General features: G+C 72.9%; 13 protein-coding genes and 1 pseudogene. 6 read left to right on the top strand and 8 right to left on the bottom strand.

The window, feature by feature from the left end:
- Position 1: 1 nt before the first annotated feature.
- The 3 genes from Sru02f_RS10300 to Sru02f_RS10290 are packed head-to-tail and all read right to left on the bottom strand — an operon-like array spanning position 2 to position 3,437.
- On the bottom strand, positions 2 to 781 hold the full coding sequence (locus Sru02f_RS10300; protein WP_109033572.1) for an amino acid ABC transporter ATP-binding protein: 780 nt from the start codon (positions 779 to 781) through the stop codon (positions 2 to 4).
- Entirely contained in the window at positions 778 to 2,583 is a 1,806-nt protein-coding gene (locus tag Sru02f_RS10295; RefSeq protein WP_109033571.1) for an FAD/NAD(P)-binding protein, read from the bottom strand. Before Sru02f_RS10295 ends, Sru02f_RS10300 begins: the two co-directional genes overlap by 4 nt.
- A complete protein-coding gene (locus tag Sru02f_RS10290; RefSeq protein WP_109033570.1) occupies positions 2,580 to 3,437 on the bottom strand; it encodes an amino acid ABC transporter permease in 858 nt (285 codons plus the stop codon). Before Sru02f_RS10290 ends, Sru02f_RS10295 begins: the two co-directional genes overlap by 4 nt.
- Before the next feature lie 399 nt (positions 3,438 to 3,836).
- On the opposite strand from Sru02f_RS10290, the gene Sru02f_RS10285 reads away from it, so the two are divergent.
- On the top strand, positions 3,837 to 4,784 hold the full coding sequence (locus tag Sru02f_RS10285; RefSeq protein WP_109033569.1) for an ABC transporter substrate-binding protein: 948 nt from the start codon (positions 3,837 to 3,839) through the stop codon (positions 4,782 to 4,784).
- A 47-nt stretch (positions 4,785 to 4,831) separates the two neighbouring features.
- Here Sru02f_RS10285 and Sru02f_RS10280 read toward each other — a convergent pair.
- Positions 4,832 to 5,967 (bottom strand): annotated as a pseudogene (locus Sru02f_RS10280) (DUF5685 family protein).
- Between the two features lie 349 nt (positions 5,968 to 6,316).
- Between Sru02f_RS10280 and Sru02f_RS10275 the strand changes: the two are divergent.
- Positions 6,317 to 6,760, top strand: a complete 444-nt coding sequence (locus Sru02f_RS10275; protein WP_109033567.1) for a cell division protein SepF — start codon at positions 6,317 to 6,319, stop codon at positions 6,758 to 6,760.
- 40 nt (positions 6,761 to 6,800) lie between these two features.
- Here the strand turns inward: Sru02f_RS10275 and Sru02f_RS10270 are convergent, their stop codons facing one another.
- Together Sru02f_RS10270 and Sru02f_RS10265 are read right to left on the bottom strand one after the other, a co-directional pair.
- On the bottom strand, positions 6,801 to 7,994 hold the full coding sequence (locus Sru02f_RS10270; protein WP_109033566.1) for an acyl-CoA dehydrogenase family protein: 1,194 nt from the start codon (positions 7,992 to 7,994) through the stop codon (positions 6,801 to 6,803).
- Between the two features lie 422 nt (positions 7,995 to 8,416).
- Positions 8,417 to 10,021: an MFS transporter gene (locus tag Sru02f_RS10265; protein WP_109033564.1), complete on the bottom strand. Its 1,605-nt coding sequence runs from the start codon at positions 10,019 to 10,021 to the stop codon at positions 8,417 to 8,419.
- 262 nt (positions 10,022 to 10,283) lie between these two features.
- Here Sru02f_RS10265 and Sru02f_RS10260 point away from each other — a divergent pair, with 262 nt between their 5' ends.
- Together Sru02f_RS10260 and Sru02f_RS10255 are read left to right on the top strand one after the other, a co-directional pair.
- The gene (locus Sru02f_RS10260; protein WP_109033563.1) at positions 10,284 to 11,483 is read left to right on the top strand and encodes a glycosyltransferase family 39 protein; all 1,200 of its coding nucleotides are present in this window, start codon (positions 10,284 to 10,286) and stop codon (positions 11,481 to 11,483) included.
- Positions 11,484 to 11,735: 252 nt separating this feature from the next.
- Positions 11,736 to 12,758, top strand: a complete 1,023-nt coding sequence (locus Sru02f_RS10255; RefSeq protein WP_109033562.1) for a phosphatase PAP2 family protein — start codon at positions 11,736 to 11,738, stop codon at positions 12,756 to 12,758.
- A 24-nt stretch (positions 12,759 to 12,782) separates the two neighbouring features.
- Here Sru02f_RS10255 and Sru02f_RS10250 read toward each other — a convergent pair whose 3' ends face one another.
- Both Sru02f_RS10250 and Sru02f_RS10245 read right to left on the bottom strand, forming a co-directional pair.
- Positions 12,783 to 12,998, bottom strand: a complete 216-nt coding sequence (locus Sru02f_RS10250; RefSeq protein WP_003977071.1) for an I78 family peptidase inhibitor — start codon at positions 12,996 to 12,998, stop codon at positions 12,783 to 12,785.
- Positions 12,999 to 13,342: 344 nt separating this feature from the next.
- The gene (locus Sru02f_RS10245; RefSeq protein ID WP_109033561.1) at positions 13,343 to 14,188 is read right to left on the bottom strand and encodes a hypothetical protein; all 846 of its coding nucleotides are present in this window, start codon (positions 14,186 to 14,188) and stop codon (positions 13,343 to 13,345) included.
- Between the two features lie 409 nt (positions 14,189 to 14,597).
- On the opposite strand from Sru02f_RS10245, the gene Sru02f_RS10240 reads away from it, so the two are divergent.
- Both Sru02f_RS10240 and Sru02f_RS10235 read left to right on the top strand, forming a co-directional pair.
- Positions 14,598 to 15,395, top strand: coding sequence for a hypothetical protein (locus Sru02f_RS10240; protein ID WP_109033560.1), 798 nt, complete (start codon positions 14,598 to 14,600; stop codon positions 15,393 to 15,395).
- Between the two features lie 73 nt (positions 15,396 to 15,468).
- A complete protein-coding gene (locus Sru02f_RS10235) occupies positions 15,469 to 15,762 on the top strand; it encodes a hypothetical protein (protein WP_109033559.1) in 294 nt (97 codons plus the stop codon).
- Positions 15,763 to 15,825: the final 63 nt, after the last annotated feature.

Below are 15,825 nucleotides of genomic sequence, written 5' to 3'. Positions count from 1 at the left end.
GTCACAGGACCTTGGAGAGGAAGGCCCGCGTGCGCTCGTGCCGCGGGCGGTCCAGTACGTCGCCGGGCGGGCCCTGTTCGACGATGCGTCCGTCGTCCATGAAGACCACCGTGTCGGCGACCTCGCGGGCGAAGCCGATCTCGTGGGTGACGACGATCATGGTGGTGCCCTGGCGGGCCAGGCCCTTGATCACGTCGAGCACCTCGCCGACCAGTTCGGGGTCGAGTGCGGACGTCGGCTCGTCGAACAGGAGCAGTCGCGGCTCCAGGGCGAGCGCCCGCGCGATGGCCACTCTCTGCTGCTGTCCGCCGGAGAGCTGTCGCGGGAAGGCGTCGGCCCTGTCCGCGAGCCCCACCCGCTGCAGGAGCCGCCGGGCCGCCTCGACGGCCTCGCGGCGCGGGCGCTTCAGCGCGGAGACCGGGGCCTCGGTGATGTTCTCCAGCACGGTCAGGTGCGGGAAGAGGTGGAAGTTCTGGAAGACGAAACCGATCCGCGTGCGCTGTCTCAGGACCTCGCGCTCGGGCAGCTCGCGCAGCCGGTCGCCGCTTCGCCGGTAGCCGATGAGGTCGCCGCCGACGCTGATCACGCCCCGGTCCACCTTCTCCAGGTGGTTGACGGTGCGCAGCAGCGTCGACTTGCCGGAACCGGACGGACCGAGGACCACGGTCACCTCGCCGGTGCGCACGGTGAGGTCGATGCCCTTGAGCACCTGAAGCGGGCCGAAGCTCTTATGCACGGATCTGATGTCGACCATGACGTCCGGGTCACCGGTGATACTCATCGCGCGGACTCCTCGAGCAGGGGACGGGGCGGTGCCGCGGGCCCCTCGGGCGCCCGCAGGAAGTTCAGTACGGCCCGCGCGGTGGCGTCGTTCTGCCGGAAGGCCACGCCGCCGGTGCGGGGCCGGGTGAACGCGCCCGAGCCGCGCGCGTCGGTGTGCGGGCCGAGCGCGAACCGGCGGGGATGCGGTCGCCCGTCCCGGTCCAGCACGCGTCCGTCGGTGCGGTCCACGGTCAGCAGTCCGTCCGGGGTCGCGCCGGCGCCGTCGGCGTGCAGCGCGCGCAGCAGCGGATCGCGGGCGCGTTCGACGGTGGGGTGCGGCAGCCGAGCCTCGACCAGCGCCCGGGCTTCGACGGCGGCGCCCGGCACGGTGGTGCTCGTCGCCCGGAACACTCCGTCCTGGGCGGTGACCGTCGTCCCGGCGCCCAGGAAGCGGACGACGCCGGCCCGGGACAGGGCGAGCAGTTGCCGCAGCCGGGGCCCGGGCGGCCCCGAGGCGAGGAGGCTGAAGAAGCCGTGCCACCAGCCGCCGACGTCGCCGAGCCGGACGAGCTGTCCGTACACGGAGAGCAGGGCGAGGAAGACCGCCAGGTCCGGGCTGTGCGCCGGGTCGTGCCGGCGGCGCAGGTCGGCCTCGACGTACTGGCGCAGCCCCGCCTGGAGCTCCGCGTCCGAGCCGTACCGCACGGCGTGCAGGGGGCGGTCGAGGGCGGCGAGGTCGAGCCGGTCGGCGGGGTCGGGCACCGCGGCGGCGACGAGGGCCGCCCGCTCGTTCGGGCCGGCGGCGGCGTACCGCGTCTCGAAGCCGGCCCGGTCGGTGCGCACCCGTTCCGGATGGGCCGTGAACAGGCGGTGGTAGTGGGCGAAGCCCAGTTCCTTCTCGACCAGCGGCCACACGTCGCGCCGGAAGTCGAAGCCGTCCGGCCGGGCGAGCAGCGCCTCGGTCTCGGCGGGCCCGAAGAACCTCGGCAGCGGCGGCCGGTCCCCGGTCCAGTCGTAGCCGATCTTCGCGTGGTACGGCACCCCGCGCCGCGAGCCGACGTACAGCACCGGTTCGCGTCCGGAGGGCAGGTAGGTGTCCCCGTCGTACCGTCCGCCCCTGCCCTCGGTGAGCAGCACCATCAGGTCCACGAAGGCCAGCCCGAGTCCGCGCACGAGGACCGGCTCGCCGGGGCGCAGCGCGGACAGGTCGCTGTCGGCGGTGAAGTCCGGCGGGAGGTGGACCAGGCCGTGCGCGCGGGCGTACGCCGACAACTCCCGCTGCTCACGGTCGGGGTCGGCGTCCAGGTGGCCGAGGGTGAGGACGACCAGGTCGGCGGGGAGCGGGGTGTCGCTGCCCTCCAGCCACACCCGCTGGCGTTCCCCGCGCGCGCCCTCCACCCGTACGGCGCGGCGCGCGTGGTGGTGGACGACGGCGGCCGGGGGCAGACCCGCCACGGCGTGCCGGTACACCCAGCGCAGATACGTGCCCTGGGTCCGCCGGTCGGCGAAGGTGCGGCCGTCCAGGGCCGCCCACTCGTGCAGGGTGGGCCCCGGCCGCACGGGACCGGCCATCTCGACCGTGTCGTCGGTGAACATCGTGACGTCCTCGGCGTGCGAGTTCATCCACAGCAGTGGCGACTGCCGGGTGCGCCAGACGCGTCCGGCGCCCGGCGGGTGCGGGTCCACGAGGTGGATGTCGAGGCCGCGGCCGTCGTACAGCTCGGGTGCGTTGGCGGCGATGCGCTCCAGCAGTCCGGTGCCGCGCGGTCCGGCGCCGACCACGACCAGCGAGGCGCGGGGGCCCGGCGCGGGGCGGGTCATCGGGAGCGCTCCGTGCCGCGGGCGTAGTGCTTCTCGACGTAGTACTGGCCGATGCCGAGCAGCGAGGTGATGACGGTGTACCAGACGGTGGCCACCATCAGCAGCGGGATGACCTGGTAGGTGCGGTGGTAGACGAGCTGCACCGAGTAGAGCAGGTCCTGTACGGCGATGACGCTGACGATGGAGGTGCCCTTGAGGGTGCCGATCAGCATGTTCCCGGCCGGCGGCACGATGGAGCGCATGGCCTGCGGCAGGACGATCCGCCGCCACCGGCGCCACCGGCTCAGGCCGAGCGCCTGCGCGGCCTCGACCTGGCCGCGGTCCACGGAGAGGATGCCGCCGCGCACCACCTCGGCGGCGTACGCGGCCTCGTGGAGCGTGAGGCCGATGATCGCCACGGTGACCGGGCCGAGCAGGTCGACCGTCCGCACACCGAGGACCCGCGGGTACAGGGCGCCGATGTTGAACCACAGCAACAGCTGCACCAGGACCGGTATCGACCGGAACAGCCACACGTAGCCCCGGCTCACCGCGCGCAGCACGGGGTTGGCGGAGAGCCGGAACGCGGCGAGCAGGGTGCCCAGCGCGAAGCCGAGGAGCATGACGACGGCGGTGAGCCAGAGGGTGAGCCACAGGCCGCGCAGGACGGCGTCGGAGGTGAACCGGTCCGCGACGACGCCCCACTGGAACGCCTCGTTGCGCAGTACGGAGTTGACGGCGAGAGCGAGGAGGACGAGGACGATCGCGGCGGCCGTCCACTGGCCGGGGTGGCGTTGCGGGACGATCCGCGGGAGGTCCGTCCCGTCCGGGGTGTCCGGTGGGGCGGCGGACTTGGCGAGGGTGTCGGAGGACATGCGAAGGCTCCGTGACATCGAGTCAGTCGGACACGGTGGGTGGTGCCTTCACACGGTCGAGCCCCTCAGCACGGCCGTCCGCCGAGAGTACGGGGCTGTTTCCGTCCGCTGTCAAGGCTGTCCACACTGTGAGCCGCACGTCTCGGTTCGTTGACGCGGAAGCGGATGCCTGTTCCACTTGGCCCATGCATCCACAGCAGTGGCTGGTCACGCGCTCCCACATCGACTTCGGTCGAGTGTGGTCCTGTTCCTGTTGAGCCGACCCCCCTGCCTGCCCTGATCGTCTGATCCCGTCGGGGCCCTCCCTGGTTCGACCTGCCGTCGACCCGCCTTCACACGCGCACGCACACCCCTCCCCTCGCGCCGCCCCATGCCTTCGCTCTCAGGAGACCACTGACGATGCGTACGCCCACGCGTGCCCGAAAACGACTCTTCCTCCCTTTCGCCCTGATCACCTCTGCCGCCCTGCTGCTCACGGCGTGCGGCTCCGGTGATCCCGCCGCGGACGCCGCGGGCACGGCGGCCGGCTCCGACGCGGTTCCCACCACGGACGTCGTCTCCGGCGTCCGGCGGAACGCGGACGCGGTGCGGCTGCTGCCGCGGGGCACCACGGAACTCACCCTCGCCGTCAGCGTCGGCGGCACCCCGCCGGGCACCACCTACCTGCCCGACGGCAAGACGCTGACCGGCCAGGACGTGGACTTCGCGCACGCGGTCGCCCAGGCGCTCGACATCGGCCTCAAGACCGAACAGGCGTCCTTCGAAGCGATCCTGCCGGCCCTGGACAGCGGCAAGTACGACATCGGCGCCAGCAACTTCGGAGTGACCGATGAACGGCGCGGGACCATCGACTTCGTCACGTACATCAACGACGGCCAGGGCTTCGCCGCCCGCGAGGACAGCGAGTTGTCCGAGGTCACCGACCTGAGGCAGCTGTGCGGGCGGAAGGTGGCGACCGGCGCGGGCACCACCTTCGAGGCCACGCTGGAGGAGAGCCGGCACCTGTGCACGGACGCGGGCGACACGGCGTACACGGTGCAGACGTACAGCGAGCCCGGCGCGCTGTGGTCCTCGCTCCAGCAGGGGCGCAGCGATGTCGTGATGTCGACCATCAACGGTCTGCGCTACGCCGTCGCCCACCAGCAGGGCCTGAAGTTCCTCAACGAGTTCCACCGCCTGGACGTCGGCTTCGCGCTGAAGAAGGGCTCCGACCTGGCGCCCGCCCTCCAGGCCGCGGTGAACGGACTGATCGCCGACGGAACGTACGCCCGCATCCTGAAGAAGTGGGGCACGACGGAGTCGGCGACAGCGAAGTCCGAGATCTCACCACCCGAGCTGAAGGACTGACGGACTGACGGGCTGACGGACTGACGGGCTGACGGACTGACGGCGTCTCAGCAGCTGCACCCGCAGTCGCAGCCGTCGCAGCCGCAGCCGCACCCGTCGTCGCCGCAGCAGTTGCTGCAGCAGTCACAGCAGTCGCAGCAGTTGCCGCAGTCGCACTGGGAGCAGAGCCCTTCCCTGCGCTGGCCGCTCCACGGGTCGTTGAAGGTGCCGCAGCACATCTGGCACGTGCAGGCCAGCCCCAGCCACACGGCACAGCCGGCGAGCAGCCCGCGCCGGTCGCGGCGCGGCGGCTCCGGGGGCGTCGGCCCACCGGGGCCGCCGGGAGCCCCGGGGTGCCGGGCGCGCCGGGAGGGGCGTACGGATGGCTGCCGTGGGCGCACGAGACGGTGCCGAACGCGCGGTCCACGGAACTGCCCAGCTCGTGCACGAGCAGCCGGTGCACCAGCCGCCCGTCGGTGAACTCGGCCTCCCGCAGGGCCAGCCGCACCCCGTGCACGGCGTCGTCGGCGAGCCGCCGGGCCTCGGTGAGCGGCGTCCCGGTGGCGGTGAGCGGGTTCCAGGCGCCGGACGCGGCGTCGGCCGCCCGGTCCTCCACGGCGTCCAGGAGGTGGGCGAGCCGGCCGAAGAGCCGCCCGGCCTCGGCGAGCGGCACGGCGTTGTGCGGCCGCCCGGCGAGGTGCGCGGTGTGCGCGAAGGCGGCGGCGGTCGCGGTCTCGGTCGGCTCGGTGACGGTGAGCAGGGGCGTTCCGGGCCCCGCGAGCGCCTCGATGCCGCCCTGCCGGTCCACCGCGTCGACCAGTACGGCGGTGTCGAAGCCGACGGCGCTGCCGCCGCGCGCCCCGGCCGCGTCCCAGCCGGTGGCGATCCGGCGGGCGGCGAGCGCCACCGGTCGGCGGGCCAGCAGGCCGTCCCCGTCGGCGACGTGGTCGCGCACCTTGGCCGAGGCCAGCACCAGGGAGACGGCCGCCGCGAGGCGGGCGCCCTCGCCGTGCGCGACGGACGCGGTGCGCATTCCGCGCAGCGGGCAGGGCCCGGCGGTGCGCCGCCCGGCGCCCGCACCGCCCCGCTCGGCCTGAGCCTCAGTCAGAACCGATATGAGCAGCCCGTCATAGTTCGTCACGATTCGCGCGAACTGTCCGTGGTCCTTGCGCAGTGCGAGGCACAACCCGCACAAATGAGCCATCCACTGGCTCGTGAGGCTCTCTCCGAGCCGGTGCCTGCACGGCCTGACGATTCCGAACACGACGCTCCCCCGTGGTTGGTACGACGCTGAGCTGCGGCATCGTACCGACCACCGCCATCACCCGTACGCACCCGTCCTCACCCGTGTGCCGCGAAGAATCATATTTCACTCACAGTCAGCAGCCGTTTGGGAAACGGCCCTTGGGACACAAGGACTCTCGACGTATCCGCTGTGCACCAGTACCGTCACAAACCCCCCGCGCGGCGTCTATCCACTTGGCGCGACGTCCGCATCATGGATGACCATAGGGATGCGGAAGCACGAAAGACAGCTGTGAGAGGAGGCGTCCATGGGATCGGTACGCAAGGCGAGTGCGTGGCTCGGCCTCGTCGACGACAACAACGATGACGAGCGTTACTACGACGACGACTACTCCGAGGGCACCGAGCAGCCCGGGGACGCCTGGGTCACGGACCCGCGGGTCAAGGTGGCTTCGGACGTGGCCGAGGAGAAGGGCCGCCGCATCGCGACGGTCACCCCGGACAGCTTCCGGGACGCACGGGCCATCGGTGAGCTGTTCCGGGACGGGGTCCCGGTCATCGTCAACCTGACGGCCATGGAGGGCACCGACGCCAAGCGCGTGGTCGACTTCGCGGCCGGGCTCATCTTCGGCCTGCGCGGTTCGATCGAGCGGGTGTCCACCCGGGTGTTCCTGCTGAGCCCGGCCGACACCCAGGTCATCAGCGGCGACGCCGGGGCGCACCGGTCCGACGGTTTCTTCAACCAGAGCTGAGGCGGGGCCGCACACCACGGCCCCGCCCCACCCCGGCCTCCTACCGGAAGGCGTCGAGTCCGGTGAGCGCCTTGCCCAGCACCAGCTGGTGCATCTCGACGGTGCCCTCGTAGGTGAGCACCGATTCCAGGTTCGTCGCGTGCCGCATCACGGGATATTCGAGGGAGATCCCGTTGGCTCCGAGGATCGTACGGGCCGTACGGCAGATGTCGATGGCCTCGCGTACGTTGTTGAGCTTGCCGAAGCTGACCTGCTCGGGACGCAGGCGGCCGGCGTCCATGCGCCGCCCGAGGTGGTGGGCGAGCAGGATCCCCTTGTGCAGTTCGACCGCCATGTCGGCGAGCTTGGCCTGGGTCAGCTGGAAGCCTCCGATGGCCCGCCCGAACTGCTCCCGCGACTTCGCGTACTCCACGGCCGCCTCGAAGGAGCTGCGGGCCGCGCCCATCGAACCCCAGACGATGCCGTAACGGGCGTGCGAGAGACAGCTCAGCGGTCCGCGCAGCCCGGTCACCTCCGGCAGTACGGCGTCGGCGGGCAGCCGCACGTCGTCGAGCACCAGTTCGCTGGTGACGCTGGCCCGCAGGGACCACTTGTGCTTGATCTCGGGCGCCGAGAAGCCGGGAGTGCCGGTCGGCACGACGAAGCCGCGGATCCCCTCCTCGGTCTGCGCCCAGACGACGGCGACACCGGCCACCGAGCCGTTGGTGATCCACATCTTGCGCCCGTTGAGCACCCAGTCGCCGCCGGCGTCCCGCTTGGCGTTGGTGCGCATGTTGGCCGGGTCGGACCCGTGGTCGGGCTCGGTCAGCCCGAAGCACCCGATGACCTCGCCGGCGGCCATGCGCGGCAGCCACTCCTGCTTCTGCCCCTCGCTCCCGAAGCGGTGGATGGCGTACATGGCGAGGGAGCCCTGCACGGAGACCAGGGAGCGGATGCCGGAGTCGGCCGCCTCCAGCTCCAGACAGGCGAGCCCGTACTGGACGGCGGACGCACCGGCGCAGCCGTACCCCTCGAGCGACATGCCGAGCGCGCCGATGCCCCCGAGTTCCCGGGCGAGCTCCCGGATGCCGGGCAGCTCGCCGCTCTCGTACCAGTCCGCGATGTGCGGCAGCACGCGGTCCGCGGCCCAGCTCCGCACGGTGTCCCGGACGGCGAGGTCCTCCGGCTCGAGCAGGTCGTCGATGCCTAGGGGGTCGGCGGGGTCGAACGCGGGCAACTTCGGGGACGCGGCCATGGGGACACCCTTCGGGACTCTTAAACTAGCGCCGCTAGTCACGGCTGTCGCTGCCGACGTTACGATGCGGCGCTCCGCACGTCCACCATGCCCCTCTCCCACCCACGCACCACTCGTTCACCGCCGGGAACAAGGCGGACGTCGCCCGCAGGGGTGACCCGCCGTCGGCGGCTTGCGGTGGGGGGTCGGGGGTGGGTGGCGACCCGCGGTGAGAAGAGCGGCGACGGCCCGTCGTGGCGGGGAGACGACCCGCGGCAGGCGGTCCGGCAGTTCTCGGCGCACTGCGCGCGGGCCCGCGATGCCGCAGCGCCGGGACCGAACCCGCGACGGTCGACGGCCGCCGACGCTCCTCGGCCACCCACGGGAGACGTCCACCCCGCTCCCGACGGTGAACGGGTGGTGCGGGGTGGGAGGCCGTGGGGTCACACCGAGACGCGGGACTGGGACTCCACGGCCCCCCGGGGCGCGGGCACGGAAGCCTCCTCGCACTGCATCACCCGCGGCAACCGCAACGCCATCACCGCCCCCAGCAGCAACAACCCCGCACTCACCACCAACGTCACATGCAGCCCGTGCACGAACGCGTCCCCCGCGGCCCGCCGCAACGCCACCCCCGCAGGCCCCCCGAGCTGCGCGGCAACCTCGTACGCCTCCCCCAGCGAATGCCCCGCCGCCGCCGACGCCGGCGCCGGCACCCCCGGCACGCCCGCCGTCAGCCCGGGCGCGTACGCCGCGTTCATCACACTGCCCAGCAGGGCGATGCCGATCCCGGCGCCCAGCTGGTACGAGGTCTCCCCGATCGCCGCCGCGCCCCCCGACTGCTCCTGCGGCGCCTCGCTCAGCATCGACTCGTACGCCCCGAACAGCGTCGTCTCCAGACCGAAGCCCAGCAGCACGAACCCGGTCAGCAGCAGCGCGCAGTTGTCGGCCCGGCCCATCGCCGTGAGCAGCACCACCGCGAAGGCCGTCAGGCAGAACCCCGCGCACACCGTCCGCCGCGGCCCGAACCGCCGCAGCAGCCGCGCCCCCGCAAGCCCCGCCGCCATCGCCGCGAAGGTCAGCGGCAGCAGCCGCAGCCCGGTCTCCAGCGGCGAAAGACCGAGCACCAGCTGCAGGTACTGCGCGGCGATCAGCTCGAGCCCCACCAGCGCCAGCATGGCCAGCACGATGCACCCCACCGACGTACTGAACGCCGGCCGCCGGAACATCGCGAGGTCGACCAGCGGATACGTCCGCCGCCGCTGCCGCCGTACGAATCCCGCCAGCAGCGCCGCGCCCAGCACCAGCGGCAGCACGGTGAGCAGGCTCGCCGCCGGCTCCCCGCCGCCCAGCCGCTTCACGCCCAGGACGACCCCGAACAGGCCGCCCGCCGCCATCAGTGCCCCGACCACGTCCCAGGGCCCGCGGCCGTCGCCCTTCGACTCGGGCAGCAGCAGCCGCCCCACCGGCAGGCTGACCAGCATCAGCGGGATGTTGACGAGGAAGACCGAGCCCCACCAGAAGTGCTCGAGCAGGAAGCCGCCGAGCAGCGGGCCGACCGCCGCGCCGACCGCGGCCACGGCGCTCCAGATGCCGATGGCCAGCGCCCGCTCCCGCCGGTCGGGGAAGACCTGCCGCAGGATCGACAGCGTCGCGGGCATGATCATGGCGCCGCCGACGCCGAGCAGCGCGCGGGCCGCGATCAGCACCTGGGCGGTGTCGGCGAGGGCCGCGAGCGCGGAGGCGACGCCGAAGAGGGCGTAGCCGAGCAGCAGGACCCGTCTGCGGCCCACCCGGTCGCCCAGCGTGCCGAAGAGGATCAGCAGCGAGGCGCAGACGAGCGGGTAGACGTCGACGATCCAGAGCAGCTCGATGGCGCCGGGCCGGAGGTCCTCGGTGACGGCGGGGACCGCCACGTGCAGCACGGTCGCGTCCACGGCGACGAGCAGCAGGCTGACGCAGAGGACGACCAGGACCACCCAGCGGTTGGCACCGGCCCCGGCCGCCCGACGGCGCGGCGCGGCGGCAGCCGTGGTCGTCCCGGACATGTACGTACCTCCAAGATGTTCCCTCGCGTCCGGCGGGCCGCGGGGTGGGGACTCCCCGGCGGCTCGGCCGGAGAGGAGCGGGGGGGAGCTCCGGGCCGTGCAACGGAACGCGAGTGACTCGCCAGAGTACGCGAGACCGGGCATCGCACACGTGTCGGGTCTCACACATCCCGCGTCACCCGTGTGGCATGCACCACTGCGGCCACCGTGCCACCCGCCCCGGCGGGACGCCCGCCCCCGCGGCCGACGGATAATCGGGCCCGTGACCGATCTTGAAACGCGCGGCGCGGCCCGCATGGGCGCCCCGGGTCCGCCCGGTGCCCTGCGCCGGGCCGCCCCGGCGCTCCTCGGCTACGCGGCCGTGCGCGCGCTGGGCCTGCTCGCCCTGGCCCTGTGGAGCGCCGCGCGCGACAAGAGCGCGTACACGCTGCTGACGGCCCGCTGGGACTCCCTCTGGTACACCAGGGTCGCCGAGCTGGGGTACGGCTACGAGGTGCGGCTGCCCAATGGCGACGTGCACTCCAACCTGGCGTTCTTCCCGCTGCTGCCCTGGCTGGAGCGGCTCGGCGCGGCGCTGACGCCCCTGTCGTACGCCGACGCGGGGTTCGTCGTCTCCCTGCTCGCCTCGCTCGCCGCGGCCTGGGGGATCTTCGCGGTGGCGGAGCACGTCTACGACCGCCGCGTCGGCGTGTGCGCGGTGCTGCTGTGGGCCGTGCTGCCGGTCGGCGTCGTGCAGTCGATGGCCTACAGCGAGTCCCTGTTCACGGCGCTGGCCGCCTGGTCGCTGTACGCGGTGCTGACCGGGCGCTGGGTGACGGCCGGGGCTCTGGCCGCGCTGGCCGGCCTGACCCGCCCGGTGGGGCTCGCCGTGACGGCGGCAGTGTGGGCGGCCGCGGTCACCGCGTTCGCGCGAAGCCGGAGCGAGAGCGGCAAGGGGGGCGCGGGCGACGAGGGCGGCGCTCCGGGCGTGCGGCGCGTGGTCGGCATGCTGCTCGCACCCCTGGGCGCGGCGGGTTACGTCCTGTGGGTCGGCCACCGCACCGGCAAGGGCCCGCTCGGCTATCTCGACGTACAGGCAGGCTGGCGCAACGGTTTCGACGGCGGCGCGGCCTTCGCCCGCTTCGTCGCCGCCAAGTTCACGTCGTTCCCGGGGGCCCTGGCGGGCGTCGGGCTGATCGTCGGGGTCGCGCTCCTGGTCTGGCTGTACGTGGTGTGCGTACGGCAGCGCCAGCCGCTCCCGCTGCTGGTGTACGCGGGGCTCGTCACCGTGCTCGCCCTGTGCGCGTCGAGCTACTTCGGCTCGAAGCCCAGGCTGCTGCTGCCCGCGTTCCCGCTGCTGTTCCCGCTGGCCGTGGGCCTGGCCCGGCTGCGCACCGCCAGGTCGGCGCCGGTGGTGTGCGGTGTCGCGGCGGTGGCGGCGGTGTACGGGGCGTTCTGGCTGAACGGCTCGGGTCCGCCCTGACCCGCCCGCCCCGGCCCGCGGGGGTACGTCCGGTGACCGCCGGGACAATTCCGCACCAGCATTCGGTGAACGAATTCATAAGCACGATAAACCGCCGGCCGGACAGATCAAAAGAATTGAAGTCCACGGCCGGACGGGATTGCGGATTACCCGGAAATAGGGCGCCGCCTGAGAGGAATCCCACATCACATCGTCATCACAAACCCGTTGATTCGGCCGGGATCACTCCTCACTCGCTGTAACGTCGATTGGGTGCGTACCGAACGGAAGCCCACCCGTCTGGACCGGGTGTTCGCGAGACTGGACCGGGAGCCGGAACGACCGGCGCTCCTGGACGTGCCGGAGATGTCCCGGCACAGGATCGCGCTGTTCGCCGGGACCCTCGCGTTCTACATCGCGATCGTGTGGGCCGTAGTGATCAGCTCGTGGCTGGTCCGGCTCGACTGGCAGGTCATGTTCTTCCGGCCCTACCAGCAGTGGCCGGAGATCCACGCGTTCGTCGACTACTACGTGGTGCTCGGCCAGCGCGGCCCCACCGCGGTGATGGTCGCGGCCTGGCTCGGCTGGCGCTCCTGGCGGCAGCACACCCTGCGTCCGCTGCTGGCGCTGGGCGTCTCGCTGCTCCTGCTGAACGTCACGGTCGGCGCCGCCAAGTACGGCATGGGGCGACTGGGACCGCACTACGCGACCACGATCGGCGCCAACGAGATGTGGCTCGGCGGCGATATATTTCCGAGCGGTCACACCGCGAACGCCGTCGTCACCTGGGGCATCCTCGCCTACCTGGCCTCGACGCACCGGACCCGGCGCTGGCTGTCCGCGATCTCCGCGGTCACCTCGCTCGGGGTGGGCATGTCCACCGTCTACCTCGGCACGCACTGGCTCAGCGACGTGCTCCTGGGCTGGGTGGCGGGCCTGCTGATCCTGCTGGCGCTTCCCTGGTTCGAGCCGCTGATCACCCGTGCGGAGGCGTGGATCCTCGGTCTGCGCGACCGCTTGTACACCCGTCACGACCGCCGGAGCACCACGAAGCGGCCGCTCGGCCCGCCCGTACCCGTCACCCCGACCGGCTCCGGCAGCCGGCCCGGGGCACCGGCCCGCGAGCCGGTCGCCGCGCCCCGCACCGCCCGGGCTCCGGCACACCTGGCGCCGGGCCCGCACACGGCCCGCTCGGACCGTACGCCGGTGACCCCGGCCGGCAGCCGCCGGCCGCCGCACACCGACCGGCACACCCGCAACACGGCGCCCACCGCACGACCCCTGTCGGGCGGCTGACCGGTCCCGGGTCAGCCCTGCGCCCTAGCCCTTCCAGGCCCGGGACACCCGGCCGTCCTTCACCTCGAAGTTGAGGCGCCCCACCCGGTACTCCATGGTGATGACCGTGCCCGGCGCCAGTGACCGCACCGTCGACCAGCCCCGCTCCCGCGCCAGCCGTTCGGCTGCGTCGGAATCGAGGCCGACGTAGGTGTCCGGACTGTCCTGGGGCTCGGCGGGGGGTGTCGGAATCGGTGCCATGCCGCCACGCTATGCCCTGCCCCCGGAGCGGGGAAGCCCAGGCCGGTAACACGGGCCACGGACGCACCGACGGTCACATTTCTGTCACAAGATCATGAGGCGCGTTTTGCCGGAACCCGTTCACCCGGACGGACGTTTCCAGATGCGTTCCACAACCGGCCGAGACCTATTTCCGCATCCCGCGGCAGCCGGTCGGACAAAGCACGGCGGACGCCGACGCAAAAAGCTTCGGGGCATTCTTGCCAGGGGCACGTATTCCGTACCCGAACGCTCCCGAACACACCCGTACACCCTTGCGGAACGGCCCGCGGCTCGCTTACGCGAATCGAACATCGGACACCCGGTCAGGCGTCGGCGTCCAGCGGGCTGACGGTGAGCGACAGGTCGTTGTCCCGGGTGTAGTACGGGCCGGCCTCCACGGGCCCCTGGGGCGTCCGCACGCGGGCGCGGGGAAAGGTGAAGACCGGGTTCTTGTCCGCGACGTCGTCCAGCAGCCGCGCGAGGCGCACCACCGGACCGGCGTCTCCGGCGGGGCGCAGCCACAGGTCCCAGACGCCGGGCACCAGGCCCTCGTAGGGCACGGTGAAGGCGAACTCCGTCCGCTCGGCCGTGACGTGCACCCGGCGCACGCCGCCGCCGTCCTCGCCGCCCGCTCCGCCGCCGGGCCGGGCCCGCAGCTCGGCGTCCGCCCCGGGCACGAACTGGGTGCCGTACACCCGCCCGCGTACCGTCAGGCCGCCGCTCGCGAGACGCAGCTCCACCGCCTCCGCGTGCGGGGCGCGCAGCCAGCTGCGGACCGTGAGGTTGCCCTGCCGGGTGGCGTACGGGATGCGGACGGCGACGTGGCCCAGCAGCCCGCTCGGGGTGCGCTCGGCGAGGGAGCGCAGGTCGGTGACGCCGGGCACCAGGCGTCGCGGCTCGCCGCCGGAGAGGAGGGCGTAGGCGTCCCAGCGGCCCTCGGGCAGGGACACGCTGCTGGGCAGCGCGGCGCGCAGCCGGCCCTCCGCCGCCGGGGCCAGCGGCAGACTGACCGTCTCTCCCGCGCCGTCGGGGGCGTCGGCGGCGCGGCGGCGCAGGACGAGCAGGGCCGCCCCGGCGTTTCCGCGCGCGGCGACGTCGAAGGTCAGACCGCCCGCGGAGTCTCCGATGCAGTCGGCGCGCAGCGGGGCGGCCGGCGATGGCGGCGGCATGCGGTGCGGTTCCTCCCCTGGGCTTCTCGTCGTCCGGTTAGACCCGGAACCCTGCCTTCTGGTTGTCCGTGTCCGATTGCGATGTGGTCACGACGGGTGCGAGCGCCCAGCAGCACTCCTTTTCGGTCACCCAGTTCATTCGCTGATTTCCTGATTTGTCGACTCGCGGGCAGGATGACCCGACCCGTTCCGGCGGCCCAACCTCGTTCTGCCGCACCTCACTTGGTCGTGGGCCGACACTCGCGGCCCTCGGGCGATCGCGAGCGCCGCATGGTTCGATTCCGTCGGCCCTGGGGCGTGACTCCCGCCACTGATCCCCCGTTGTCCTTGCATGAGCCGGGGACCCGCCCGGACCACGGCCCGGGAGCCACCCGGTCCGGCCACGCACCGCATCCCGAGGGAGCCACCCGTGCCGCGCATGCTCGACGTCAGCGACGACGTACGCGCCGAGATCGGCGACGAAGAAGCCGACCGCCTGCTGGCCGGGGAGTCCGCCCCGGGCAGCTACGACTGCACGTCCTGCCGCACCCCGGGCGACTGTGAGCAGGAGCGCACCAGCACCGTCCTCTTCATCGGGGACGAGACCGCCGTGCTCGCGTTCGCCCACGCGGGCTGCCTGCCCTCGCAGGTCGTCAAGGTCACCGAGGAGCAGCTCCAGGGAGCGGTGCGGTCCATCAGCGCCGACCAGGCCCGCGCCGAGTCCGCTCCCGCGGCTCCCGAGAAGGCCGCGCCCGAGCAGGCCGTGCTCGGTGTGACCAGCGGGCTGATCCTGATCGCCGGGGAGCTGCACCCGGCCCTCGTGGTGGAGCCGACCGCTCCCATCGCGCGGCCCGGCACCTCCGGCGCCGGTGACGACTTCCTGCCGCTGCTGATCGAGCAGGGCTTCATGCCGGTCACCGAGCTGGCGTCCACGCCGGCCGTGCTGCACGGCTGGTCGGTCCTGCTCGCGATGGGCCAGCTGCACGCGGTGCTCCAGCCCGGGACGAACGGCGGCCGGCCCGTTGCCTGGTGGCAGGCGCACCAGCCGCTCCAGGTCACCGAGGGCTGGCGTACGGCGGCCAACAAGCACCAGCAGGTGCTGATGTTCGCCGCCCCCGTCGGGTCGATCGGCCGGCAGCCGCGCGAGGACCTGCTGCGGGACGCGCTGGACAAGGCGGCGGCGAACGGACAGCTGGTCGCGGCCGCGCTGCCGCTGGCGGGAACCTGAGCCCGTCCGGTCGGCTGCCGGACGGCCGCCACCCGGGCCGCATCCCTTCCCGCGCGGGGTCGTTTGGACATACGTGTACGCATACGACGCCTTCCACCGCCACGGCGGCCCCTCGGCCACGCCGATCTACGACGCGCTCTACGCCGAGTACGTCAGGTCCTTCCGATCGCTGCCGGGCGATCGCAGCGGTGAGGAGGAGCTGGGATTCACGGCCTTCAGGAGCATCCCGCGCGGCAGAGGCGGCTACAGCGCCTACAGCGCCGGGGCCCAGAGCGCCCGCGTCGGCCAGCAGTCGGTGTGGCAGCGCGTCGGTGGCTCGCACCACGTCCCGGCGGCGCTGCCACCGGCCCCGCGGTCCGGTACCTGACCGCCGGACGAGCGACGGGTGAGGGGCGCCCCGGCCGGGGGCGCCCCTCACCCGTCGCTGTGT

The sequence above is a fragment of the Streptomyces rubrogriseus genome (assembly GCF_027947575.1).
GTDB lineage: Bacteria > Actinomycetota > Actinomycetes > Streptomycetales > Streptomycetaceae > Streptomyces > Streptomyces rubrogriseus.
This window is presented reverse-complemented; position numbering and strand designations above follow the sequence as displayed.